We start from the raw sequence: 23,835 nt of genomic DNA on the forward strand, positions 1-23,835 counted from the left end.
AATGGGGGAGGATCCCATGCCAGCAATCGTGATCGTCGGAGCCCAATGGGGCGACGAAGGAAAAGGTAAGGCCACCGACCTGCTTGGCGGCCGCGTCGACTACGTAGTGAAGCCGAACGGCGGTAACAACGCCGGGCACACAGTCGTCGTAGGCGGTGAGAAGTATGAGCTCAAGCTCCTTCCGGCCGGCATCCTCAGCCCCAACGCCGTCCCCATCATCGGCAACGGCTGCGTCGTCAACCTCGAGGCACTTTTCCAGGAGATCGACGGCCTCGAAGCCCGCGGCGCGGACACCTCCAAGCTGCGTGTTTCCGCCAACGCACACCTCGTTGCTCCGTACCACCAGGTTCTGGACAAGGTCACTGAACGCTTCCTCGGGAGCCGTGCCATCGGCACCACCGGCCGGGGCATCGGGCCCACCTACATGGACAAGGTTGCCCGGCTGGGGATCCGTGTCCAGGACGTCTTCGACGAGTCCATCCTGCGCCAGAAGGTCGAAGGTTCGCTGCGCCAGAAGAACGAGCTGCTGGTTAAAATCTATAACCGCCGCAGCATCGAGGTGGATGAAGTGGTCAACTACTTCCTCTCCTTCGCAGACCGGCTGCGCCCCCTGGTCATCGACAGCACTCTCGTGCTGAACGCCGCCCTGGACGAGGGCAAGGTGGTTCTCATGGAAGGCGGCCAGGCCACGTTCCTCGACGTCGACCACGGCACCTACCCGTTCGTCACGTCCTCCAACCCCACCGCCGGCGGCGCATCGGTGGGTTCGGGCATCGGCCCCACCCGCATCTCCCGGTCCATCGGCATCATCAAGGCGTACACCACCCGCGTCGGCGCCGGCCCGTTCCCCACGGAACTCTTCGACGAAATGGGCATGTACCTGCAGAAGACCGGCGGCGAGTTCGGCGTTAACACCGGACGCCCGCGCCGCTGCGGCTGGTACGACGCCGTGCTGGCCCGCCACGCCTCCCGCGTGAACGGCTTCACCGACTACTTCGTCACCAAGCTTGACGTCCTCACCGGCATCGAACAGATCCCGGTGTGCGTGGCCTACGACGTCGACGGCGTCCGGCACGACGAGATGCCCATGACCCAGACGGAGTTCCACCATGCCAAGCCCATCTTCGAGTACTTCGAAGGCTGGACCGAGGACATCACCGGCGCCCGTACGCTTGCTGACCTGCCCGAGAATGCCCGCAATTACGTGCTTGCCCTCGAGAAGCTGTCCGGCACCCGCTTCTCCGCGATCGGCGTGGGACCGGACCGCGACCAGACCATCGTGGTCAACGACCTGATCAACGACTGACGCCGGAAGCTTCCGGAAACGACAGCTCAACAAGCAGTTCCCGACGGCGGCGGGTCACCTCACGGTGGCCCGCCGCCGTCGTCGTCAGTCCGTTCTTTTTCGGGGAGAGCCCGCCCCGTCCGAAAAAGTTTTCCGGGACCGCGTAACTTTCCGGCCCGCCTCAGCGATTACGTATATGTAAGCGCCGGGACGGAGGTTGTCCCCCATCGGTCTCCGTCCGGCCTTCAATCAACCAAAGGATTTTTTTCTGATGAAGAGTGTTAGCAAGACCACCAAGATTGCTGTCGCAGCCGCCATCGTCGCTGTCGGGGGTTTCTCCAGCATCGGACTGGCCAACGCCGCCCAGGTGTCCAGCTCGCAGCATGCAGAGGTGACCCCCGCTACGCCCGCAGCCCCGGCCGTTCCTGCCACCGAGATCCCGGCAGTGCCCGCCGTCCCGGCTACCCCGACGGTTCCGGCCGCCCCCGCCGCCAAGGCCAAGGCTGCCGGCGAAGCTGCGGACGCAGCCGACGCCGCAGTGGAAGCTGACGAGGACAACGCCGTCGCCAACGCCAACGTCTCCGCCGGGGACAAGGCTGCCGGCGCCGACGTAACCGCAGCAGTTCCCGCCGTTCCCGCTGTCCCCGGTGGCGCCGGAGTTCCGGCTGCCCCGGCCGTTCCTGCCGTCCCGGCTGTACCGGACGTAACGGACCACGTCGCCAAGCCTGCCACGCCGTCCGCCACCGCAGACGCTGACGTCAAGGCTGACGCTGCTGCCGACCTGCCCACCGGCAAGTAGTCCACAGCACGCGAAACAGGGCGTTCCTCGAATAGGGGCGTGAGGTGTGCGGCGGTTAGGCTTACTACCGCCGCACACCTGCAGTAAAGGGAAGGACAGCTCCTTGGCAGCTCAGCTGACCGATGACGAATTGTCAGCAGCCCTTTCTGGCGACCCCTCCGGCTTCAGTGCTGTCTACACCGTCATTTCCCCCGCTGTCCTGGGCTATTTCCGGGCCCGGGGGGTGGACGACGCCGAAGCCCTCACCCAGGACGTCTTCGTGGATGTCCTGCCCAAGCTCAGCAATGTCAGGGGCGGCCACTCCGGGCTGCGGACATTTATCTTCTCAGTGGCGCACGCCCGGCTCGTGGACTACCACCGCCGGTCCGCGAGGACGCCGCATTTCACCGAATTCGATCCGCTTGAGGACCACAGACGGGCGAGTTCCGCCGAGGACGAGGTCCTCGGTTCGATGGGCGGAATCACATCCGCTCTGGCCACGCTCAACGACGACCAGCGGGAAGTCCTGGTCCTGCGGATCGTTGCGGACCTTTCGGTTGAACAGGTGGCCGGCATCATGGACAAAACCCCCGGGGCCATCAAACAGCTCCAGCGCCGCGGGCTCATCGCCCTGCGCGAACTCGTCAAGGAAAAGGACCACGCAGCATCATGAGTGTCACGCCGGCAGGCCGCGAAGAAGGAGAGATCCAGGCGATCCTCCTGGATTCCGGGCTCGAAGACGACGCCGATCTCCGCAGGTCCCTCGAAGAACTGCGCGGATTCGCCCATGACTCCGCACCCCAACCGCGGGCCGAACTCGCCGCGCTGCTCGTTCACGGGGCATCCGCTTCAGGCGGACCGGCCCAGGGCGAAGCCCCTCAAGGCGCGCCCATGCGGCGCGCATCCAACATCGCCAGCCTCGAACTGCACCGCCGCAACCGGCAGCGGCGGATGGGCTTTGTGGTGGGAGCCGCAGTGGTCGGTGCCATGGGACTGGGGGCCGGTGCTGTCGCCGCAGCTTCCAGCGAGGACTTCCGCAACAGCGTAGGCCATACCGTCGTCCGGATCTTCCAGCCGACCAGCGACACGACGGCGCCAAGGCCTACATCGCCCGCCGACGTTCCGGCGGCTCCGGCGCCGTCGGGTGCTGCCACCAAACCATCGCTCAGCGATACGGCCGCTTCGCCGTCGGCACCGGCAACGCCGGCCCAAACGGATGCGGCTTCCTCAAACGGTTCGTCGAACTCATCCGCGGCGAACGGTTCCTCGGATTCCCGTGGAGCGACGAAGAGCCAGACTCCGGCGCCCGCCGGGCCCAGCCAGCTGCCCACGGTCCCCGGAACGGGCATCACTCCCAAGCTTCCGGCCAAGCCGCTGCCGGCGGTGCCCACGCTGCCCGGCGGCGCGCCGACCGTTCCCGCCAAGCCGGTCCCCGGCACGCCCTAAGGGAGTAGCCCGAGTTTTTGTACACTTATTGGCCCCAAACGGCCGTAAAGTCGCGATACGTGCGCATAAACTCGTGGGGAGCGGGGCCGGCTAACCGGCTAAGAGGGCGGCAAAAAAGTTTTTGAAAAAATTTTGGAATCGGCGTAACCCTTTCGGGTGCCCCGTCGATTACCCAAGTGAGAGTGCCGGGCTGGAAGTTGTCCCCCATCAAATTCCAGCCCGGCATTTTTTATGCCTTCGGTGCGGCCAGCTTGCTGCTAGGCCAGGACCTGCCGCTTCGAGGAGATAACCCCCGTGTCGAAGCCGGCCAGGTGAAGCCCGCCGTGGAACCTGGCGTGCTCGATCTTCACGCAGCGGTCCATCACCACGTTGAGCCCGGCCGTTTCAGCGTCCGCGGCCACGCCCTCGTGCCAGGAGCCCAGCTGCAGCCAGAGGGTCTTGGCGCCGGCCGCGATGGCCTCGTCCAGGACGCCCGGGAGGTCGTCGTGCTTGCGGAACACATCCACGATGTCCGGGCTTTCGGGAAGGTCGGCCAATGAGGCGTAGGTCGGCTGGCCAAGGATCTCCTTCACAACGGGGTTCACGAAGTACACCTTGTACCGCGTGGAAGACTGCAGGTAGGTGGCGACAAAGTAGCTGGCCCGCGACGGCTTGTCCGAGGCACCCACAATCGCGATGGACTTCGCTTCGCGCAACAGGTTCAAGCGCTCCGGCGCTGAGGGGCCGGTCCAGTTTCTTGCGTCAACGCTCATCGGGTCGCTCCGATCGGGCAGGTGTCGGCCGGTTCTTCGAGGACGACGGCGTCATCCGCCGTCGCGCTTTGAGCTTCCGTCAGTGCCTGGTCCAGGTCCCACAGGATGTCGTCGATGTCTTCCAGGCCGACGGAGATGCGGACCAGGTCCTCCGGTACTCCGGCAGACTCCAGCTGCTCGTCGCTGAGCTGCTGGTGCGTCGTGGAGCCGGGGTGGATCACCAGGGTGCGGGAGTCGCCCACGTTGGCCAGGTGCGAGGCCAGCTGCAGGGATTCGATGAACTTCTGGCCGGCCGCACGGCCGCCCTTCACGCCGAAGGAGAACACGGAGCCCGGCCCCAGGGGCAGGTACTTCCGCGCCCGCTCGAAGTGCGGGTGGGACGGCAAGCCGGAGAAGTTCACGTAGGCCACACGTTCGTCCGCCTCGAGCCACTCGGCCACGGCCTGGGCGTTCTTCAGGTGCTCGTCCAGGCGCTGCGGAAGTGTTTCGACGCCCTGCAGCAGCTGGAACGCGGACTGCGGGGAGAGCGCGGGTCCGATGTCGCGCAGCTGCTCGCAGCGGAGCTTGGTCAGGAAGCCGTACTCGCCGAAGTTGCCCCACCACGAGACGTTGCCGTAGGAGGCCACCGGTTCGGTCATGGTGGGGAACTTGCCGTTGCCCCAGTTGAACCGGCCGCTCTCCACGATCACGCCGCCCAAGGTGGTGCCGTGGCCGCCAAGGAATTTGGTGGCCGAGTGGATCACGATGTCCGCGCCGTGCTCGATCGGCCGCACGAGGTACGGCGTGCTCAGGGTGGCGTCGACGACGAGCGGGATGCCGGCGTCGTTCGCTACCTTTGCCAGCCCCGCAAGGTCCTGGACCTCCGACGACGGGTTGGCCACCACCTCGACGAAGATCGCCTTGGTGTTTTCCTGTATTGCCGCCGCATAGTCCGCGGGGTCGGTGCCGGGAACGAACGTGGTGTCGACGCCGAAGCGGCGCAGGGTCACGTCCAACTGGGTGACCGTGCCGCCGTACAGCTGGGAGGCTGCCACGATGTGGTCGCCGGCCTGGGTGAGTGCGGCGAACGTGATGAACTCAGCGGCCATGCCGGACGAGGTGGCCACGGCACCGATGCCGCCCTCGAGGGACGCAATGCGTTCCTCGAACGCCGCGACCGTGGGGTTGCCGATGCGGGAATAGATGTTGCCGTACTTCTGCAGCGCGAACAGGTTGGCCGCATCCTGGGTGTCCTTGAACACGAAGGACGTGGTCTGGTAGATCGGCACTGCGCGGGCGCCGTGCTCGGCGTCGGGGGTGCCGCCGGCGTGCAGGGCGCGGGTGCGGAATCCGAATTTGCGGTCAGCCATTAGACAGCCACCGTCTCTGCGGCGACGGGTGTGCCGGATGGGCCCACGCCCGCAGGGTTCCCTGGCCGAGCTTGCGAGGCTAGGGGGCTGGTGGGGACCAGCTCCGTGCCGTTCTTGCGGGCCAGGTCCGCTTCGAGCTCGCGGACGATCGGCAGGATGTCCTGGCCGAACGCGGCGACTTCCTCCTGGAAGTGCAGGTAGCCAGTGAGGAACAGGTTCACGCCGATCTTCTTGTACTCCACGATCCGTTCGGCGATCTGTTCCGGCGTGCCGATCAGCTGGGTCTTGAAGCCGTCGTTGTACTGGACCAGGTCCTCGAAGCTCGAGTCGGCCCACATGCCCTTGCCGTCCTTGGTGGACGCGCCGGCTTCCTGCACGGCGTCGCGGAAGCCCTGGACTGCGGGCTTGTGTGCCTTCTCCACGATTTCGCGGAGCGTGTCGCGGGCTTCCTTTTCGGAGTCGCGGGCGATGACGAAGCCGTTGAGGCCGAACCGCGGTGCCGCGAGCGGACCTTCAGTCCCGCGCTGCGTCTCTCCGGCGGCCGCAACCACCCCTGCGATGTTCTCCTTGAAGCCCTCCAGGTCCTTGCCGTTGGAGAAGTACCAGTCCGCCACGCGGCCGGCGGTGGCCTGGGCTGCGGTGGAGTTGCCCCCGAAGAAGATCTCCGGGTGCGCGCGGCCCGGAACATCCACAGGGGCCGGATTCAGGGTGAAGTCGGTGATGTTGTAGTACTTGCCGGCCTGGCTGTACTCCTGTTCGATCCAGAGTCCGCGCAGGACCCTGATGAATTCCTCGGTGCGGACGTAGCGTTCGTCGTGCTCGAGCCATTCGAGGCCGAAGTTGGTGAACTCGTTCTTGAGCCAGCCGGAGACGATGTTGACGGCGGCGCGGCCGTTGGAGATGTGGTCGGCGGTGATGATGTATTTGGCCAGCACGCCGGGGTGCCACATGCCCGGGTGGACGGCGGCGATCACCTTGAGGCGTTCGGTGGCGGCCAGCAGGGCGAGGCTGAAGGACGTCGCCTCGTGCTGCTTGTCAGCGCCGTACGACGCGGCGTAGCGTGTCTGGGTCAGGGCGTACTCGAAGCCGGATTCCTCGGCGATGCGGGCCAGCTTCTTGTTGTAGTCAAAGTCCCAGCTGGTGCGCTGCTCAATGGTGGAGACCACCAGGCCGCCGGACACGTTCGGCACCCAGTACGCGAACTTCAGCGGTTCGGAAAGACGGGCTACGTTGCTGATGTCGTTCATGAATCTTCCTTAACTAGGCCCGCTTGCGCAGGACGTCCTGGATGCCGGCAATGGCCGGTTCGTTCTGGAGTGAGGTGGTGTCGCCCAGGGCGGTTCCCTCAAAGAGCTGGGTCAGCAGCCGGCGCATGATCTTGCCGCTGCGGGTCTTAGGCACGTCGGGGACCACGACCACGTCGCGCGGCTTGGCGATCGGGCCGATCTCCTTGGCAACGTGGTTGCGGAGCTCCTCGCTGGTTGAGCTGGTCGAAACCGTCGAAACCCCGCCCTTGAGTACGACGAAGGCGACGACGGCGTGCCCGGTCTTGGGGTCGGCTACCGGGCACACGCCCGCCTCCACGACGTCGGGGTGTGTAACGAGGGCCGACTCGATCTCGATTGTGGAGAGCAGATGGCCTGAGACATTGAGGGTGTCGTCCACCCGCCCGAGGATCCAGATGTCGCCGTCGTCGTCGTACTTGGCGCCGTCACCGGCGAGGAACCAGCCCTGTTCCGCGTACTGGCTCCAGTAGGAGTCGAAGTAGCGGCGCGGGTTGCCCCAGACGGTGCGGGCGATTGCCGGGCCGGGCTGGTCCACCACGATGAAGCCCTGCACGCCGGGCGGGGTGCGGTTCCCGGCCTCGTCCACGACGCGGGTGCTGACGCCGGGAAGGGGGCGGGCGGCGCAGCCAGGTTTGAACTCCGTGTCGGTGGGCGAGGGCGACATGATGGTGGCCCCGGTTTCGGACTGCCACCAGGTGTCCACCATGGGGGCGTTGCCTGCGCCGAGGTTGTCGCGGAGCCAGCGCCACGCCTCAGGGTTCACGGCCTCGCCCACGGTGCCCAGCAGGCGGATGGAGGAGAAGTCGTAGCTGTCCGGCACGCCGTCCGGGAACCAGCCCATGAGCGAGCGGACCAGGGTGGGCGCCGTGTAGTACTGCGTGACGCCGTAGCGTTCGATGATCTCGAAGTGCCGGCCTGGATGCGGCGTGTTGGGCGTGCCCTCGAAGATCACCTGCGTGACGCCGTTGGAGAGCGGGCCGTAGATCTCGTAGGTGTGCGCCGTGACCCAGGCGAGGTCGGCGGTGCACCAGTGCACGTCCTGGTCCCGGAGGGCAGGATCAGGGTTGCTGAACAGGTGCTCGAAGCTCCACGATGCCTGGGTCAGGTAACCGCCGGAAGTGTGCACCAGGCCCTTGGGCTTACCCGTGGTGCCGGACGTGTACATGATGAAGAGGGGAGTCTCGGCGTCGAACGCCTCGGGCTCGTGGACATCGGAGGCGGGTTCGACGACGTCGTGCCACCAGACATCGCGGCCCGCGGTCATGGGGACCGCGGCGAGGTCCGCCGGGGAGGTGGTGCGGTTGATGACCAGGACGCGCTCGATGGCGTTGTCTCCGGCGACGGCGGCATCGGCGTTATCCTTGACCGGGACCGCGACGCCGCGGCGGAACTGGCCGTCGGTGGTCACCAGCAGCTTCGCGCCCGTATCCTCGACCCGGAACCGGAGGGCCTCGGCGGAGAACCCGCCGAACACGAGGGAGTGAACGGCGCCGATCCGCGCCACGGCGAGGGTGATGATGACCGTTTCCGGGATCACGGGCAGGTAGATGACCACGCGGTCGCCCTTGGTGATGCCGAGGGACAGCAGCGCGTTGGCGGCCTTGGACACCTCACGCTGCAGTTCGGCATAGGTGATGGTGCGGCGGTCGCCCGGTTCGCCTTCGAAGAAGAGCGCCACCTTGGCACCGCGTCCGGCGGCGACGTGACGGTCCACGCAGTTGTACGCGACGTTCAGCTTGCCGCCGTCGAACCATTTGATCTCGGGTCCACGGCTGGCATCAACGTCGGCGGGCAGCCAGCTATGCGCCGTGTGCCAGGGTTTCTGGCCGCCGGGGCGCTCGGCCCAGTCCAGCCGGAGGGCCTGTTCCTCCCAGAAGGCCACATTGCCGGGGTCGACAAAGGAGGTGGTGCCGCTGTGACGCGCCGGCCCGCCGGTGGGGACGCCGTGCACTGCGCCGTCCGTTGGCTCGGTCGAGGACCATCCCGAAGAGCCGGAAGAGGAACCGGGCGCGTCACGCAGCCCTGCTTCGACCGCCGTCGCGTCCGAAGTGGATTGTGGGGTTGCCTCGGACGGAATCCGGGCAAGGGTGGGCAGGGCGGAAGTATTCTCTGGGGTCATTGCAGCACTCCATCGGTCCTGGCAGTAGCACCCCTAGCCCTCCGCCGGGACGGAAGAACAGTGACGTGGGAATGGTCGTCTCACGTCACCCGGGGTTGCTGCGGCTTCATCGATCCAGGTCTCTCGGCCGCTCGGGATGGTCATTACCTACTAGAGCGGAGATGCAGGATTTCTCAAAATCGGTGTCTTTGCGGCTGTAATATTCGTTCATGGCTGCCGGGGTGCCCGTCTGGCATTCAAATATTCGGAAAAGACCGCCAAATCGCCCCGGGAGTAGAGTTGAGCCATGGCTCACGAAAACGATCCGGCGGTTATTGAGCGACTCATGCGAACGAAGGGCACCTGGGCCATTGTCGGCCTGACCCGGAATGAGTGGCGCTCTGCGTACGACGTCTCGCTGTACGTCCGGGACCGCATGGGCATGGAGATCATCCCCGTAAACCTGCCGGGTGATGACGTGCACGCGGAGAAGGGCTACCGGACCCTCGCCGAGATCCCCGCGGCAAAGCATCCGATCGACGTCGTGGACTGTTTCGTCAATTCGCAGAAGGTGGGGGCCGTCATCGACCAGGCCATCGCCGTCGGCGCCAGGGCGGTGTGGCTGCAGCTGGGCGTGTTCGACGACGCCGCCGTCGAACGCGCAAAGGCTGCCGGGCTGGACGTCGTGGTGAACTCGTGCCCTGCCCGCGAAGGCTGGCGCGTAGGCATCTAGCCTGTCCGGGGCTCCAGGTCAGGGCCTCATCAGCTCAGGGTGGTGACGTTCGGTGACGTCCGGGTGGGCGCGCATCCGGCCCTTGAGCATGTTCAGGCCGAACGAGGCGAGCATGGGGTTGGACGGGTCGTCCGAGATGCCGCGCGCCTGCGCCTTCAGTTCTGCGGGGAGGGGGACCGGATCGACCACGGCGTCGAGCCGGGGTGACCAGAAGAACGGGACGGAGTAACGGTCCACGCCGGGTGGCGGCGCCTTGACCCGGTGGATGGTGGCGGCAAGGTAGCCCTCGGTGGCCACTTCCAGCATTTCGCCGAGGTTCACCACCAGCGCTTCAGGGATGGGCTCCACGGGGACCCACGCGCTCGCGCCCGGCGGCAGCACTTCGAGCCCGCCCACCTCATCCTGGAGGAGGAGGGTCACAAATCCGTAGTCCGCGTGGGAGCCGACTCCCTGGTCGCCCGCCGCTTCCACCACTCCGCCCACGTAATGGACCAGCTTGCCCATCCAGGCCGGAGTATCCCTGAACGGTTCCTCGAAATAGTTCTCCGGCTGCTGGAGGGACACAGCGATGGCCCGCATGAGCTCCGCCCCCACCTTGGACATGAGCTCGGCCCAGGCCATGGCCGCCTCCTTCAGCTCCGGCATCGACTCATCCGGCCAGAGGTTGTGGCCCTGGAGGAGCCAGTACGGCTGCTCGGGGGGATAGTCCTTCACCGGTTCCCGGTCGGGTGAGTAGTCGATCTGCTCGCGCGCATCCGCCCTTCCCTGCGTGACTTCCGTGCCCATCCGGGTGTAGCCGCGGAAATGCGGTGACAGCCGGTTGTCGAGTTTCATGCGTTCTTCGAGGGGCAGGTCGAAAAAGCGCCTGATCGTCGCCAGCAGTTCCTTCGCCTGGCCGGGGGCACCGCCGTAGCCGATGACCTGGAAGAAACCCACGCGGTGCGTGGCGTCGCGGAGCTCTTCAATGAACTCCGGACTGAACGAACCGTCGGCCCGGCGTGAGGAGCCGAGATCCAGTACAGGAATGGTCTCCCGGGCAGCTGCCATGTTCGCAGACTAGCACCGCCCGGAAAGGGTTTGTAGGCTCGCAACATGGATCCAGCCGACCTGAGGAAAATCTGCCTGTCGTTTCCGGGCACCTTCGAGGACTTCCCGTTCGGTCCCGAAACGTCGGTGTTCAAGGTCAGGGCGGCCGTGTCCGGCGGGGCAAAGCAGGAGGCCAAGATGTTCGCGGCGTCCGCCATGGATCCTGACGACTGGTCGGTGAGCCTCAAGTGCGAGCCTGCCCTGGCCGAACAGCTCCGGGCCGTGCATCCGGAGATCACCGGCGCGTGGCACATGAACAAGACACACTGGAACGGCGTCCGCCTGGACGGGGACCTGCCCGACGACATGGTGCGGGACATGGTGGAGGACTCCTACGACCTCGTGGTTGCCTCGCTGAGCCGGAAACAGCGGGAACAGCTTGGCTGGGCCAGGCAGGTGGGCAATGAGTGAGAAGCGCCTGGCACGGGGTGTCCTCAACTATCCGGAGATCGGCGCCACCGAGCACGGCGGGGCTCCGGCGGGCTACCGCCGCGTGGCGTCCCGCACCTATCTCGGCGAGGGGGCGGACGTCTACTTACGGGTGGCCCAAGGGATCCTGGCCTGGGAACTGCAGCGGCGGTCCGGCCTGCGGGTCCGGACCGAGTCCGGCATCGTCGTTCCCGGCGCACGCGTGGTGAGTGGATTCGGCGTCGGGCCCTTCCGCCTCAATATTCCCTGCGAGGTGGTGTGGGTGCACCGCCCTGTTCCGGGCGGCGGACCGCAGTCCGCCGGCTTCGGCTACGGCTCCCTGCCCGGTCACCCCGTGCGCGGTGAGGAGTCATTCGAGGCCGAGATTGATGCCCAGGGCCGGGTGTACCTCCGCATCACAGCATTCAGCCGGCCGTCCAATTGGTTCTACGCCGCGGGCGGCGCGCTGGCCCGCCGGGCGCAGCGCCTCATGACTTCCCGATACATTGAAGGTGCACGCCAACTCGCCGCAGGTGAAAGCTGATCAGGAGAGGTACATGCTGGACCAAAAGAGCCTTGACCTTTTGTGGAACTTCGAGGATCCGAAGCTGTCCGAGCAGCGCTTCCGGGACGCGCTCGCCGACCCGCGGTACGACGCCGACGAGCGCGCCGAACTCGCCACGCAGCTGGGGCGCGCCATCGGTCTCCAGGGACGCTTCGAAGAGGCTGACGCGCTGCTCGACGCGATTGACGGCGATGAGCCGACGGTGGGTGTCCGGATCCTGCTGGAGCGCGGGCGGGTCCTGAACTCGAGCGGGCACGCGGCCATGGCGGTGCCCCTGTTTGAGCAGGCGGCCGAGCTCGGCGACCATCTTGGCGAGGAGTTCCTTGCGGTGGACGCGCTCCACATGCTGGCCATAGCCGACTCCGCCCACGCGGAGCTGTGGACCCGCAGTGCGCTGGAGTACGCGTCCACGGTCCACGACGAGCGCACAAAGCGCTGGATGGTGGCCCTGCATAACAACCTGGGCTGGACCCTGCACGGCGCAGGCCGGCTCACCGAGGCGCTCGTGGAGTTCCAGCTGGCCGAGCAGTGGGCCGAGCGCGTCGGAACCCCGGCCCAGCAGAAGTACGCCCGCGAGGCCATTGAAGAGTGCGAGCAGGCGCTGGCGTCCGAACAGAACGCAAGAACCCAACGAAAGGCATAGCCCCTTGATATTCATCGTCGTCAAGTTCAAGGTCAAGCCGGACTGGTCGGAGAAGTGGCTCGGCCTGGTGGCCGACTTCACCGAGGCCACCCGCCAGGAGCCGGGCAACTTGTGGTTCGACTGGTCCCGCAGCGTGGACGACCCCAACGAGTTCGTCCTGGTCGAAGCGTTCAAGGACGATGCCGCCGGCGACCACGTCAACAGCGCGCACTTCAAGAAGGCCATGGCGGAGACGCCGCAGGCCCTCGCCGAGACCCCGCGCATCATCAGCCGCCAGCTCGACGGCGAAGGCTGGGACACGATGGGCGAACTCAGCATCTGAACCCCCGTCGATTGCTCCGTAACCGCCCTTTTGAGGGGCCTAAACGGCAGTGGGCCCACGCCGGCAGGGTTCCCTGGCCGAGCTTGCGAGGCGAGGGAGCCGGTGGGGAGCACTCGATAGCATGATGGCATGTGGATCGGCTGGATCGAGTTCGACATCCTCCTCGGCGACGTGCACAGCCTCAAGGAGAAGCGGTCCGTGGTGCGGCCGCTCCTGGCTGAACTGAAACGGCGCTATGAGGTCTCCGTGGCCGAGGTGGGGGACCACGAGCAGTACCGCCGCACCAGGATCGGCGCCGGTCTGGTCGCCGCGGACCGCGGGCACCTCGTAGAGGTGCTCACCGCCGTCGAACGCTTCGTGGCCTTCCGCCCCGAACTGGAGCTGCTGAGCTCCCGGCAGCGCGAGATCCACAGCGAGGACTAAACCCCATCGATTGCTCCGTAACCGCCCTTTTCAACCCTGAAAACGGCGGTTACGGAGCAATCGATGGGGGCTGTGGATAACCTCAGCGGGGCGGGAGTCCTTTCTGCTCTTATGTAGCCATGAAGACCGCACGCCCGCTGCCGAACAAATTCCAGGACAGGCCGTTCACCGTCGGTGAGGCCGGCCGCGCTGGCATTACCTCGAAGCGGCTCCGGCACCGCTCGCTCATTCCGTTGGGCAGGGGCATTCGTGCAGAAGGCCCGATGGCGGGACTCCCGTTGTGCGTCCGGGTGCGGCCCTTCATCGAGGTCAACGAGCGATGCGCCGCATCGCACCTCACCGCGGCGGAGCTTCTCAACCTTCCGCGACGACGGCAGAAAGGGGCGTCCGACATGTTCGACATCATCAGGCCTGAGGGTGCAGCCCACCTGAACCGGCCGCACGTCATCGTCCACCGGATGAAGCTCTACGACGATGAAGTCACCACCGTTGACGGCATCCCCGTCACCACACCGGAACGGACGTGGTTGGATCTTGCCGAAATGCTGAGCGTGGATGAGCTTGTTGTGGCGGGGGACAGCTGTGTTCGGGTGCCGCGTCCGGAGCTGGAGGGCCGGGACCAGTCCCTGTGTACGCTGGCGGACCTCCAGCGCATGATCGACCGGCACAAGGGCAAGCGCGGGCTGCGCAAGGCAAAGGAAGCCATCACGCTCATCCGGGTTGGCTCGGACTCACCGCAGGAGACCCTGCTTCGGCTCGCGATTGTCCGCGCGGGCCTGCCGGAGCCGGAGCTGAATGTGCCGATACTGTCCGATGATGGCCTGCGCCACCATGAGCCGGATCTGTCCTACAAGCACTACCGCATCGGCATCGAGTATGAAGGCGAGCATCACGGTGACGAACTGCAGATTGAGCGGGACATCGCGCGGTCGGAACGGTACGTCGCTTTGGGCTGGACGGAAGTCCGCATCTCCAAACGTCACATGTTGAATGACGGCAAGGCGGCCGTAGCTAAGGTCCGCAGCGCGCTGGTCCAGGCCGGATGGCGGCCGGGCCGTTAAACGAGTGCTCCGTAACTGCCCTTCTGACGGGTCAAAAGGGCAGCTACGGAGCAGTCGATGGCGGGTGGGCGGCGGTGGGGATTAGCCGAAGTACTTCGGCAGGGTGGCCTCGTGGGCTTCGCGGAGGGCGTCCAGCGAGAGGGTATCCACGCCGTTGATCGCCAACTGTCCGCTGGCTGCGTCCACCACGCCGATGCGCAGGTGCTCGAAGCCGCGGGCGGTGCACATGTCCTTGAAGCGGACTTCCTCGGAGCGCGGAACGCTCACGACGGCGCGGCCCTGGGTCTCGGAGAACAGCGCCGTGAAGAGGTCAATGCCGTCGCGGTCCAGGACATCCTGCAGCGCGATCCGGGCACCCACGCCGTAGCGCAGCGACGATTCCACGAGGGCCGCGGCAAGGCCGCCTTCGGAGAGGTCGTGGGCCGAGTCCACCATGCCGTCGCGGGACGCGTTGATCAGGATCTCGCCCAGCGCGCGTTCGGCCTCGAGGTCAACCTTGGGAGGCAGGCCGCCGAGGTGGCCGCGCAGGTTGGACCATTCCGAGCCGTCCAGCTCGGCCGCCGTGGTGCCCAGCAGGTAGATGGCTGCGCCGTCTTCCCGCCAGCCCGACGGCGTGCGGCGGGCGACGTCGTCGAGCTTGCCCAGCACTGCCACCACGGGGGAGGGGTGGATCGGCGTGGTGCCGGTCTGGTTGTACAGCGAGACGTTGCCGCCGGTCACCGGGATGCCCAGCACCATGCAGGCGTCGGAGAGGCCGCGGATGGCTTCGGCCAGCTGCCACATGACGTCCGGGTCCTCGGGGGAACCGAAGTTCAGGCAGTCACTGACGGCCATCGGAACGGCGCCGGAGGTGGCCACGTTGCGGTAGGCCTCGGCCAGTGCCAGCTGGGCGCCGTGGTACGGGTCCAGGTAGGTGTAGCGGCCGTTGGCGTCGGTGGCCAGGGCAACGCCCAGGCCGGATTCCTCGTCCACGCGGACCACGCCGGCGTCGTCCGGGAACGCCATGGCGGTGTTGCCGCCGACGTACCGGTCGTACTGGTTGGTGATCCAGGACTTGTCGCACATGTTCGGCGAGGCAACGAGCTCGGTGACGGCTGCGGCCAGTTCCGCCGGCGCGGAGGGGCGGCCGGCGTCCTGCACGGAACCGGTGAACCTATCGGCCTGGACCGTGTCCTGCCACTCCGGACGGGCGAACGGGCGGTCGTAGACCGGACCGTCATGGGCCACGGTGCGCGGGTCGACGTCGACAATGACTTCGCCTTCCCACGTGATGATGAGGCGGCCGCTGTCGGTCACCTCACCCAGCCAGGCGTATTCCACGGCCCACTTGTCCATGACGGCTTCGAAGGCCTCGACGTTCTCCGGCGTCACCACGGCCATCATGCGTTCCTGGGACTCGGACATCAGGATCTCGCCCGGAGTCAGGGTGGGGTCGCGCAGCAGGACAGAGGTCAGTTCGACGTTCATGCCGCCGTCGCCGTTGGAGGCGAGCTCGGACGTGGCGCAGGAGATGCCGGCGGCACCGAGGTCCTGGATACCTTCAACCAGCGAGCCCTTGAACAGTTCCAGGCAGCACTCGATCAGGACCTTCTCGGCGAACGGGTCGCCCACCTGAACAGCGGGGCGCTTGGACGGCTTGGTGTCGTCGAAGGACTCCGAGGCCAGCACCGAGGCGCCGCCAATGCCGTCGCCGCCGGTGCGGGCACCGAACAGGACCACCTTGTTGCCCTTGCCCGAGGCGTTGGCCAGGCGGATGTCCTCGTGGCGCATGACGCCCACGGCCAGTGCGTTCACCAGCGGGTTGCCCTGGTATACGGAGTCGAAGACCATCTCGCCGCCGATGTTCGGCAGGCCGAGGGAGTTGCCGTAGCCGCCGATGCCGGCGACCGCGCCGTGCATGACGCGGGCGGTGTCCGGGTGGTCGATGGCGCCGAAGCGCAGCGGATCCATCACGGCCACCGGGCGGGCGCCCATGGAGATGATGTCGCGGACGATGCCGCCGATGCCGGTGGCGGCACCCTGGTAGGGCTCAACGAACGACGGCGAATTGTGGGACTCGATCTTGAAGGTGACGGCCCAGCCGTCGCCCAGGTTGGTGACGCCGGCGTTCTCGCCGATGCCCACCAGCATGTCCTTCTTCATCTCGTCCGTCACCTTCTCGCCGAACTGGCGCAGGTGGTTCTTCGAGGACTTGTAGGAGCAGTGCTCGCTCCACATCACGGAGTACATGGCGAGCTCCGCGCCGGTCGGGCGCCGGCCCAGGACCTTGACGATCTCGTCGAACTCGTTGCGCTTCAGGCCCAGCTCGGCCCAGGGCAGCTCGGTGTCCGGCGTCTTGGCCGCGTTTTCGACGGTGTCGATGTTGAACTTCTTGGTCTCGGTGATCGAGCTTGTTGAGATCTCGGTCATTTGTTCGCTCCCACAATCTTGTTCAGCACGGAGGTGAAGAAGCCCAGGCCGTCGGTGTCCGTCCCGCCGATGCCGTCCAGGGATTCGGGGCCGAAGCCAACTTCCACGGCGTGCTCCGGGTGCGGCATGAGGCCCACCACGTTGCCGGCGGCGTTGGAGATGCCGGCGATGTCGCGGCGCGAGCCGTTCGGGTTGAAGCCCACGTAGCGGAACACCACGCGGCCCTCGGCCTCCAGGGCGTCGAGGGTCTTCTCGTCCGCGATGTACTGGCCGTCCTGGTTCTTCAGCGGCACCGTGATTTCCTGGCCCGCCGCATAGTCGATGGTCCAGTCGGTGCTGCTGTTTTCGACCCGCAGCACCTGGTCGCGGCACATGAACTTCAGGTGGTCATTCTTGATCATCGATCCGGGCAGCAGGTGCGACTCGGTCAGAATCTGGAAGCCGTTGCAGATGCCGAGCACCGGCAGCTTCGCATCCGAGTTGGCTGCGTCGATGATCTTGGACATCAGCGGGGCGAAACGTGCGATGGCACCGGCGCGGAGGTAGTCCCCGTACGAGAAACCGCCGGGGATGATGACGGCGTCCACGTCACCCAGTTCGGTGTCTGCGTGCCAGAGCTCCACGGGCGTGCCGCCTGCCAGGCGCACCGCACGGGAAGCGTCCCGGTCATCCAGGGTTCCGGGGAAAGTGACGACGCCGATCTTCGCGCCTGCGAGGCGCGGCTCGGAGGCGACGGCGACTGCCTCGCCGATCAGGGGAAGTTCAGTCATCTCAGGCCTCGACGACCTCGACGTTCACGACGTCCTCGATCACCGGGTTGGACAGCAGGGTTTCGGCGGCGTCGCGGGCCTGGGCCAGGATGTCCTCGGTCACCTCGCCGTCAACGGTCAGTTCGAAACGCTTGCCCTGGCGTACAGAGCTAAAGCTGGTGAAGCCCAGACGGGGGAGCGCACCCACGATGGCCTTCCCCTGCGGGTCCAGAATCTCGGGCTTGGGCATGACGTCGACAACGATCCGGGGCATCCGGTAACTCCTGTGCGTGTGCATTGGGTAAGGGCGCAGCGGAGTGGTGCCGTCTCACGCCATTCCTGAAGTTGCCTGCCGGTTCAAATGGCAGGGCATTCAAATGGCATGGTGTGGACGGGCGCTCCGCGAGCTTGCATGCCTATTCTACCGGCCGCGGCGCACCACTCCGTATTCGGTGCGGCAGACGTGCGGCGGACGCCGCAGGACGGGAAAGAAAGACGCCGGGTCTGGCCCGCCGTGGGCGGCCTCAGTAGGATTGCGGAATGGCTGAGAAACCGAAATCTGTCCTGTTGCCGGTAATGGCCGTCGCCGTGTTCGCCGGTCTCGGGAGGATGGTGATCCAGAAGATCAGGGCGGACCGTGCCGCCCGCCAGAACGGCACTGGCCAGGCCGGTGTTGGGCGGGGGCGTGCTGGGCGGCGCGCTGCCGGACAGGACCGGGTGGCCGGCCCGGTGGACGAGAAGACGCGCCAGTGGATCAGCGACGTGGTCCGTACGCCCCGGCAGTAGATCCCCGGTAGTAGTTCCCCGGCAATAGCTCCGCAACCTTTACCTCCCCTGCGGCGGGTGCCCTTCCGGGCGCCCGCCGCTTTTTTAGCTCCGTGTCGAAGGCCATGACAAAAAGTAAATTCTGGTTTGCGCCCTATGTCATATGCGGCTCTCAATAGGTACTGTGGGGATCGGTCGACGATTGCTGGGATCGACAGGACCTGTCATCTTCACGTGTCGTTGCCGCCTGCGCCCGGCAATGTAGCCGGGGCCGTTCCTTTATGAAAGGTTCAAACCACTCGTGAAATCTGCAGGAAAAAGCTTCTTCCGAAGCCGGGGGGCCCGGAAAGCAGCGGCACTGGTTGTCGGCTTGCCTTTGCTCCTTTCGTCAGTCGGCGCGCTGCCGGCAACCGCGGCGCCGACGCAGCTAGCGGCGCCGGCCGCACAGCAAAAGAACGTCGACCCCAACGACTACTCCGCCGGCCGCTACATTGTAGTGCTGACCGAGAAGCCCGCCGCCACCTACGAGGGCGGCACGCCGGGCCTGCAGGCCACGAAGCCGCGGTCCGGCCGCAAGCTCGACGCCGACCGGGCAGAGGTTCGCCAGTACCAGGCCCACCTGGAGGCGAAGCAGGCCGCGCTGGCCGAACAGGAAAACGTGCAGATCCGCCGCCAGTACACGGCGGCACTCAACGGCTTCAGTGCCACGCTCACCGCCGACCAGGCCGTGAACCTGGCCAAGAACCCCGGGGTCCTCGCGGTGGCGCCGGACACCCAGCAGGCCCCGGACTACTCCACCACCGACTTCCTCAAGCTCAGCGGCGCCAACGGCACGTGGAACAAGCAGTTCGGCGGCAAGGCGGGTGCCGGCAAGGGCGTTGTGGTGGGCGTCATCGACTCCGGCTACACGCCTGGCAGCAAGTTCTTCGCGGGCCAAGACGTTGCGCCGCTCAAGGGCAATCCGCAGGTTGGCGTTCCCTACCGCACCGCCGGCGGCAGCATCGCGATGCTGAAGGCAGACGGCAGCACCTTCGAGGGCGAGTGCCAGAAGGGTGAAAAGTTCAACGGAACGGCCTGCAACTCCAAGGTTCTCAGCGCCAGGTACTTCTCCGACGCCTTCGAGGAGTCCGTGACCAAGCAGGACCGGGCGCCGGAGGAACTGATTTCTCCCGTGGATGTGGGAAGCCACGGCACCCACACGGCAAGCACCGCCGCGCCGGCAACGCCGACGTCGAGACCTTCGTCGACGGCCGCAGCTTCGGACTGACGGGCGGCATCGCACCGGCAGCCAAACTCTCCATCTACAAGATCTGCTGGGAGGACAACGATCCCAACACCGGCGGCTGCTACACCTCATCCGCCGTGGACGCCATCAACCAGGCCGTACTCGACGGCGTGGACGTCCTGAACTACTCGATCTCCGGCACCACCTCCACCACCACGGACCCGGTGTCCTTGGCGTTCCTGTCCGCCGCCTCAGCCGGCATCTTCGTGGCCACCTCCGCGGGCAACTCCGGCCCTGAAGCCAGCACCGTGAACCACGGCGAGCCATGGGTCACCACCGTTGCGGCCAGCAGCTTCTCCCAGGAACTGCAGGGCACCGTCGAGTTCTCCGACGGCAGCAAGTTCCGCGGCGCCAGCATCATGAACCGTGAAGTTGCCGGCGCAGGCGTTGTGCTCGCCGCCAATGCAGCATCCGGACAGGCCGCCGACCCTGCGCTGTGCGCCCCCGGCTCACTCGATCCGGCCAAGATCGCCGGCAAGGTGGTGGTCTGCGACCGCGGCGTCTACGACCGGGTGGCCAAGAGCGCCGAGGTTGCGCGGGGCGGCGGGGTCGGCATGATCCTCGTCAACCTGACAGCCTCATCGCTCGACGCCGACAAGCACTCCGTCCCCACCGTGCACGTGAATCCGCCTGCCACGGAGACCATCAAGGCCAAGGTGGCGGCGAACCCGGCCATCACGGTGTCCCTGGTCAACAAGGACACCACGGGACTGCCCGCCGAGGCGCAGCCGCAAATCGCCGGCTTCTCCTCCCGCGGACCGCTCCTCGCCACCGATTCGGACCTGCTGAAGCCCGATGTCGCCGCGCCCGGCGTGGCTGTCCTGGCCGGTGTTTCGCCGATCGGCGCCGGCGGCGACGAATTCGGTTTCATGTCCGGGACATCGATGGCGTCACCCCACGTGGCCGGCTTCGGTGCCCTCATCCTGGGCAGGAACCCCACCTGGTCCCCGGCCGCCGTGAAGTCTGCCATGATGACCACCGCCAGCGACGTCAAGCTCGCAGACGGCAGCAAGAACACGGACGTCCTGGCCACCGGTGCAGGGCAGGTCGATCCCGCCCGCGTCCTGGATCCGGGGCTCGTGTACGACGCCAGCACCGACGACTACCTGCGGTTCATCCAGGGAACCGGCGTCGACCTGGGCATGCCCGGCCTCGGCAGCACGCGGCCCCGTAACATGAACGTCCCGTCCTTCTCGCTCGGAAACCTGGCCGGCAGGATCGAGGTCACCCGCACGGTGACGGCGCTGGCGCCTGGCGTTTACAGCGCCAAGGCCAGCGTGCCCGGGGTGAAGGTGACGGTCACGCCGTCGGTCCTGTCCTTCACCGCGGCCGGCGAGAAGCGCACGTTCAAGGTGGCCTTTGAAAACCAAAGCGCCAAGCTGGGTGAGTTCGCCGCCGGTTCGCTGACGTGGCAGGGGGCCGGCAAGACCGTGACATCACCGATCGCGGTCCGGCCGCAGTCGGTGGTGGCTCCCAAGAACATTTCGTTCACCTCCCAAGGGACCGATGGTTCCGGGAACATCAGCATTGTCTCGGGTTCGAACTCGCCCACGAACGTGACGCTGGACGGCCTGTCGAAGGCGGACTCCTCGGCCATCGAACTTGTCCCCGGACCGTTCCGGTACCAGGCGGATGCCTCCAACTTCGTCAAGACCGTGGAAGTTCCGGCCGGCGTGCCGCTGGCCAAGCTGTCCGTGATTTCCGCGGATGAGAACGCCGACTTCGACATGGTGGTCATCACCCCGGACGGTCAGGGAATTGTCGCCGCCACGGCCTCAGCGAGCGAGTCTGTCTCGATTCCGAACCCTGCCGCGGGTACCTACCGGATGTTCGTGAACCTCTACGACAGTCCCAGCCAACAGGCAACCAAGGCCTCCGTGGATGCTGCGGTCCTGGGGGCAAATGAGGGCAACGCTACCGTGACGCCTGATCCGGTCCGGCTTGCGAACGGGCTCGGCGGGAAGCTCGCCCTCACCTGGAAGAACCTGGCTCCCGGCTCCTACATCGGACGGATCACCTTCGACGGGGCCAGCTCCCCGACGTTCGTGAACGTGGTGGTGGCGGAGGGCGGCGCCGTCGCGGTTGCACCGGCTTCGGAAGATCCGAAGAAAAAGAAGGAACAGGGGAAGGTCCAGAACGAGGACCTGACGCGGTCACCGGATAACTCCATCTAGGAAGGTCCCGGAACCGGGCTCCCGAAAGGGCCCCACTGCGAAGGCCGGCGGGCGTGGCACACAATGCCAGGGTCCCGCCGGCCTTCGCTGTATTTGGTTGGAGTTTTTGTACAGATAATGGGCGCTAACCGCCCCGCAAGTCCCGATATGTGGACAAAAACTCTTCGTGGACGGCCGCTTTGGGAAGTTCACAAAATTGGGGGAGGCAGCTCAGATGGCGCCGGTGGACCCGGCCACTCCGCCCAGCAGGGGGGACAGCGCCCGCCAGCGGGCAATTTCGCAGCCGTCCGTCAGGGAAAACCGGGAGTTTACAGGGCGGCCGTTGAAAGTGCCGGTGACCACGGCAACCTGGGGGCCGCCGTACTGCTGCGTGCACAGCTTGGGTGGGCCCGGCTCGGGGAAGAAGATCCGTTCGCCGAAGCGGCCGACGGCGGCAATCGCCGCCGCCGGATCCGGCAGTGTCGATTCCACCAGCTGGCCGGAACGGCTGACGAGGGCAAAGACGTGTTCCTGGCCGCCGGGCGAGTGGGTGAGGATGACGGTCAGTTCGAGGTCCGGGACCGGGGGCAGGTCGATGTCCGGGGGCGGTGAGGCAGGCGTGTCGCTCACCGTTCTTCCTCCGTCCCGAGGCTGTCGAGGAGCGGTGCGAGGGCGGCCATCAGTCGGCCGCGCAGCTCCTGGGCCTCGGCCGAGAAGTCCCGCTGCTGTTCCACATAAGCCGCCTTGCCGTCGGGGGTCTCAATCGGAATGGCCGGGTAGCCCCAGTCTGTGAGGTCATAGGGGGAGGCCTGCATGTCCATGGCCCGCACCCGCCAGGACAGTTCGAAGCAGTCCATCACGAGTTCGCTCGGCAGGGCCGGCGAGAGCTTGTACGCCCACTTGTAGAGGTCCATGTTGGCGTGCAGGCACCCGGGCTGCTCCATGGTCCGCTGGTTCTCTCGGCTGGGTGACAGCTCGTTCAGGGGCACGGCGTCGGGTGTGTAGAACCGGAAGGCGTCGAAGTGGGAGCAGCGGATCCTGTTGTCCTCAACCACTTTGTCCGTGCCCGCACCGCCCAGCCGCAGCTTGAGGTACTCGTGGCGCAGCTCGAACTTCTCCTGACGGTAGACCATGGCCCACTCATGCAGGCCGAAGCAGCCGAACTGCGCCGGCCGCGCGGCTGTTCCGGCCAAGATGATCCGGGCAAACAGGAGGGCGTCGCGCCGTTCGGTCAGGAATGCCTCCCGATCGAACGCCACCGCGGTGCTGCCGGGCGGGAGGCCTGCGCTGGCCAGCTCACCGCCGTCGAGCGCTTTGTAGTATTTCCAGTCCTTGCGGGCGGCAGCTTCCGTCCCGGAGAGGACCACGCCGTCCCCGGGATGCCAGCGCAGCAGCTGGCCTGGTTTTTGCGTGTAGTACGTGAAGAGGAAGTCCTCTACGGGATGCTTCCGTCCTGCAGAGCGGCGGGCCAGGTAGGGATCGGCGTAACGGCGCACCCTGCGCACGTGGGCGGCTTCCCGTTCCCTCGAGTCGGCGGGGGAGAGGACCTGGGCAACGGGGATCGTCAAGGCAGTGCCTGTCACAGTGCTACAGCGCCCCGCCTGCAGCGCCGAGGATGTCCTTGGCGGCGTTCCAGGCACCGATCTGGCAGCCGTCCCGCAGGGCGAAGGAGGTCTCCACCGGGGTGCCATTGACTTCGCCGGTGACGGTGGCCACCTGCGGCCCGCCGTACTGCTGCGTGCAGGAGATGCCCTTCGGCGGAGCGGCCGGGTTCACGATGGCTGCGTTGTTCTTCAGAGCCGTGCAGCCTGCGGCGGCGTTCGGGTGCTGGCTCTCCGCCATCGGCGCGCCGTCTTTGCAGACCAGCGTGTAGTTGACGGCCTTGCCGTCCTTCGACGCTTTGACCGTGATGGACAGTTCGGCATCGCCGGCGCCGGGGCCGGATGGCAGGGGAGAAGCGGCAGGGGGTGCGGGCGCTGGGACTGTCGTTTCGGCGTCGGGCGGTGTAGAGCCGGGCGCCGGGGTACTGGGAGTGCCGGTGCCGGGGGTTCCAGTGCCCGGAGTCTGGGTGCCAGGGGTTTCGGTGCCGGGAGATGAGGTGTCCGGCGATCCGGTGGTGGTCCCAGGGGTGGCCGAAGGCTGGCCGGTTCCGGTGTCCGGGGTGCAGGCCGCGAGACCGCCCGTCGCCGCGAGGGCGAGCAGCACAGAAATCAGTTGCTTGCGCATGCCGGGTCTCCTC

Annotated in this window: 25 protein-coding genes; 14 read left to right on the top strand and 11 right to left on the bottom strand. The window is 66.5% G+C overall.

The features are described from left to right. The first annotated feature begins 16 nt into the window (after positions 1-16). The 4 genes from QF036_RS04215 (at position 17) to QF036_RS04230 (ending at position 3,509) form a co-directional block, all read left to right on the top strand. Positions 17-1,306 (top strand): adenylosuccinate synthase, encoded by a 1,290-nt coding sequence (locus QF036_RS04215; RefSeq protein WP_306920662.1) that lies wholly within the window; start codon positions 17-19, stop codon positions 1,304-1,306. Positions 1,307-1,556: 250 nt separating this feature from the next. Beyond that, positions 1,557-2,084, top strand: coding sequence for a hypothetical protein (locus QF036_RS04220; protein ID WP_307099506.1), 528 nt, complete (start codon positions 1,557-1,559; stop codon positions 2,082-2,084). Positions 2,085-2,187: 103 nt separating this feature from the next. Continuing rightward, positions 2,188-2,736, top strand: a complete 549-nt coding sequence (locus tag QF036_RS04225) for an RNA polymerase sigma factor (protein ID WP_307099508.1) — start codon at positions 2,188-2,190, stop codon at positions 2,734-2,736. Continuing rightward, positions 2,733-3,509, top strand: coding sequence for a hypothetical protein (locus QF036_RS04230; protein ID WP_307099510.1), 777 nt, complete (start codon positions 2,733-2,735; stop codon positions 3,507-3,509). Before QF036_RS04225 ends, QF036_RS04230 begins: the two co-directional genes overlap by 4 nt. 257 nt (positions 3,510-3,766) lie before the next feature. Here the strand turns inward: QF036_RS04230 and QF036_RS04235 are convergent, their stop codons facing one another. The 4 genes from QF036_RS04235 to acs are packed head-to-tail and all read right to left on the bottom strand — an operon-like array spanning position 3,767 to position 9,015. Further along, positions 3,767-4,261, bottom strand: coding sequence for a CoA-binding protein (locus tag QF036_RS04235; protein ID WP_307099512.1), 495 nt, complete (start codon positions 4,259-4,261; stop codon positions 3,767-3,769). Then, the gene (locus QF036_RS04240) at positions 4,258-5,610 is read right to left on the bottom strand and encodes an O-acetylhomoserine aminocarboxypropyltransferase/cysteine synthase family protein (RefSeq protein WP_307099514.1); all 1,353 of its coding nucleotides are present in this window, start codon (positions 5,608-5,610) and stop codon (positions 4,258-4,260) included. The genes QF036_RS04235 and QF036_RS04240 overlap by 4 nt, the downstream gene beginning before the upstream one ends. Further along, positions 5,610-6,857, bottom strand: a complete 1,248-nt coding sequence (gene sfnG, locus QF036_RS04245) for a dimethylsulfone monooxygenase SfnG (protein WP_307099516.1) — start codon at positions 6,855-6,857, stop codon at positions 5,610-5,612. Before sfnG ends, QF036_RS04240 begins: the two co-directional genes overlap by 1 nt. A gap of 13 nt (positions 6,858-6,870) precedes the next feature. After that, positions 6,871-9,015 (bottom strand): acetate--CoA ligase, encoded by a 2,145-nt coding sequence (gene acs / locus QF036_RS04250; protein WP_307099518.1) that lies wholly within the window; start codon positions 9,013-9,015, stop codon positions 6,871-6,873. Positions 9,016-9,301: 286 nt separating this feature from the next. Between acs and QF036_RS04255 the strand changes: the two genes are divergently transcribed. Next, entirely contained in the window at positions 9,302-9,727 is a 426-nt protein-coding gene (locus QF036_RS04255) for a CoA-binding protein (RefSeq protein WP_307099520.1), read from the top strand. 18 nt (positions 9,728-9,745) lie between these two features. Here QF036_RS04255 and QF036_RS04260 read toward each other — a convergent pair whose 3' ends face one another. After that, positions 9,746-10,774, bottom strand: coding sequence for an isopenicillin N synthase family dioxygenase (locus QF036_RS04260; RefSeq protein WP_307099522.1), 1,029 nt, complete (start codon positions 10,772-10,774; stop codon positions 9,746-9,748). 45 nt (positions 10,775-10,819) lie between these two features. Here QF036_RS04260 and QF036_RS04265 point away from each other — a divergent pair, with 45 nt between their 5' ends. The 6 genes from QF036_RS04265 (at position 10,820) to QF036_RS04290 (ending at position 14,235) form a co-directional block, all read left to right on the top strand. Further along, positions 10,820-11,224, top strand: a complete 405-nt coding sequence (locus QF036_RS04265; RefSeq protein ID WP_307099524.1) for an MmcQ/YjbR family DNA-binding protein — start codon at positions 10,820-10,822, stop codon at positions 11,222-11,224. Further along, complete coding sequence (locus QF036_RS04270; RefSeq protein ID WP_307099526.1) at positions 11,217-11,765, top strand: DUF1990 family protein; 549 nt, start codon at positions 11,217-11,219, stop codon at positions 11,763-11,765. Before QF036_RS04265 ends, QF036_RS04270 begins: the two co-directional genes overlap by 8 nt. Before the next feature lie 13 nt (positions 11,766-11,778). Then, the gene (locus QF036_RS04275; RefSeq protein WP_307099527.1) at positions 11,779-12,429 is read left to right on the top strand and encodes a hypothetical protein; all 651 of its coding nucleotides are present in this window, start codon (positions 11,779-11,781) and stop codon (positions 12,427-12,429) included. A gap of 4 nt (positions 12,430-12,433) precedes the next feature. Beyond that, complete coding sequence (locus tag QF036_RS04280; protein ID WP_307099529.1) at positions 12,434-12,751, top strand: putative quinol monooxygenase; 318 nt, start codon at positions 12,434-12,436, stop codon at positions 12,749-12,751. 129 nt (positions 12,752-12,880) lie between these two features. Next, positions 12,881-13,174, top strand: a complete 294-nt coding sequence (locus tag QF036_RS04285) for a DUF503 domain-containing protein (protein ID WP_307099531.1) — start codon at positions 12,881-12,883, stop codon at positions 13,172-13,174. Positions 13,175-13,293: 119 nt separating this feature from the next. Then, positions 13,294-14,235 carry a hypothetical protein gene (locus QF036_RS04290; RefSeq protein ID WP_307099533.1) on the top strand — a complete coding sequence of 314 codons (942 nt, stop codon included), beginning with the start codon at positions 13,294-13,296 and terminating at the stop codon, positions 14,233-14,235. A gap of 81 nt (positions 14,236-14,316) precedes the next feature. Here QF036_RS04290 and purL read toward each other — a convergent pair whose 3' ends face one another. From purL to purS, 3 genes are read right to left on the bottom strand one after another with little or no spacing between them, the layout of a single operon-like run. Next, the gene (gene purL, locus QF036_RS04295) at positions 14,317-16,644 is read right to left on the bottom strand and encodes a phosphoribosylformylglycinamidine synthase subunit PurL (RefSeq protein WP_307099535.1); all 2,328 of its coding nucleotides are present in this window, start codon (positions 16,642-16,644) and stop codon (positions 14,317-14,319) included. Beyond that, positions 16,641-17,414 (bottom strand): phosphoribosylformylglycinamidine synthase subunit PurQ, encoded by a 774-nt coding sequence (gene purQ, locus QF036_RS04300; protein ID WP_307099537.1) that lies wholly within the window; start codon positions 17,412-17,414, stop codon positions 16,641-16,643. Before purQ ends, purL begins: the two co-directional genes overlap by 4 nt. 1 nt (position 17,415) lies before the next feature. Beyond that, positions 17,416-17,667, bottom strand: coding sequence for a phosphoribosylformylglycinamidine synthase subunit PurS (purS, locus tag QF036_RS04305; RefSeq protein ID WP_003798434.1), 252 nt, complete (start codon positions 17,665-17,667; stop codon positions 17,416-17,418). 266 nt (positions 17,668-17,933) lie between these two features. Here purS and QF036_RS04310 point away from each other — a divergent pair, with 266 nt between their 5' ends. The 3 genes from QF036_RS04310 to QF036_RS04320 all read left to right on the top strand — a co-directional run bounded on the left by QF036_RS04310 (position 17,934) and on the right by QF036_RS04320 (position 21,617). Beyond that, the gene (locus tag QF036_RS04310; protein ID WP_003798436.1) at positions 17,934-18,179 is read left to right on the top strand and encodes a hypothetical protein; all 246 of its coding nucleotides are present in this window, start codon (positions 17,934-17,936) and stop codon (positions 18,177-18,179) included. Positions 18,180-18,528: 349 nt separating this feature from the next. Then, positions 18,529-19,425, top strand: coding sequence for a S8 family serine peptidase (locus tag QF036_RS25430; protein ID WP_307099540.1), 897 nt, complete (start codon positions 18,529-18,531; stop codon positions 19,423-19,425). A 41-nt stretch (positions 19,426-19,466) separates the two neighbouring features. After that, the gene (locus tag QF036_RS04320; protein ID WP_307105768.1) at positions 19,467-21,617 is read left to right on the top strand and encodes a S8 family serine peptidase; all 2,151 of its coding nucleotides are present in this window, start codon (positions 19,467-19,469) and stop codon (positions 21,615-21,617) included. Positions 21,618-21,827: 210 nt separating this feature from the next. On the opposite strand, the gene QF036_RS04325 is transcribed toward QF036_RS04320, so the two are convergent. From QF036_RS04325 to QF036_RS04335, 3 genes are read right to left on the bottom strand one after another with little or no spacing between them, the layout of a single operon-like run. Then, positions 21,828-22,226 (bottom strand): serine protease inhibitor, encoded by a 399-nt coding sequence (locus tag QF036_RS04325; RefSeq protein ID WP_307099542.1) that lies wholly within the window; start codon positions 22,224-22,226, stop codon positions 21,828-21,830. Continuing rightward, on the bottom strand, positions 22,223-23,164 hold the full coding sequence (locus QF036_RS04330; protein ID WP_373460079.1) for a 3-methyladenine DNA glycosylase: 942 nt from the start codon (positions 23,162-23,164) through the stop codon (positions 22,223-22,225). Before QF036_RS04330 ends, QF036_RS04325 begins: the two co-directional genes overlap by 4 nt. A 19-nt stretch (positions 23,165-23,183) precedes the next feature. Then, positions 23,184-23,822: an SSI family serine proteinase inhibitor gene (locus QF036_RS04335; RefSeq protein WP_307099544.1), complete on the bottom strand. Its 639-nt coding sequence runs from the start codon at positions 23,820-23,822 to the stop codon at positions 23,184-23,186. Positions 23,823-23,835 lie beyond the last annotated feature (13 nt).

The sequence above is a fragment of the Arthrobacter globiformis genome, assembly GCF_030817195.1.
GTDB lineage: Bacteria > Actinomycetota > Actinomycetes > Actinomycetales > Micrococcaceae > Arthrobacter > Arthrobacter globiformis_D.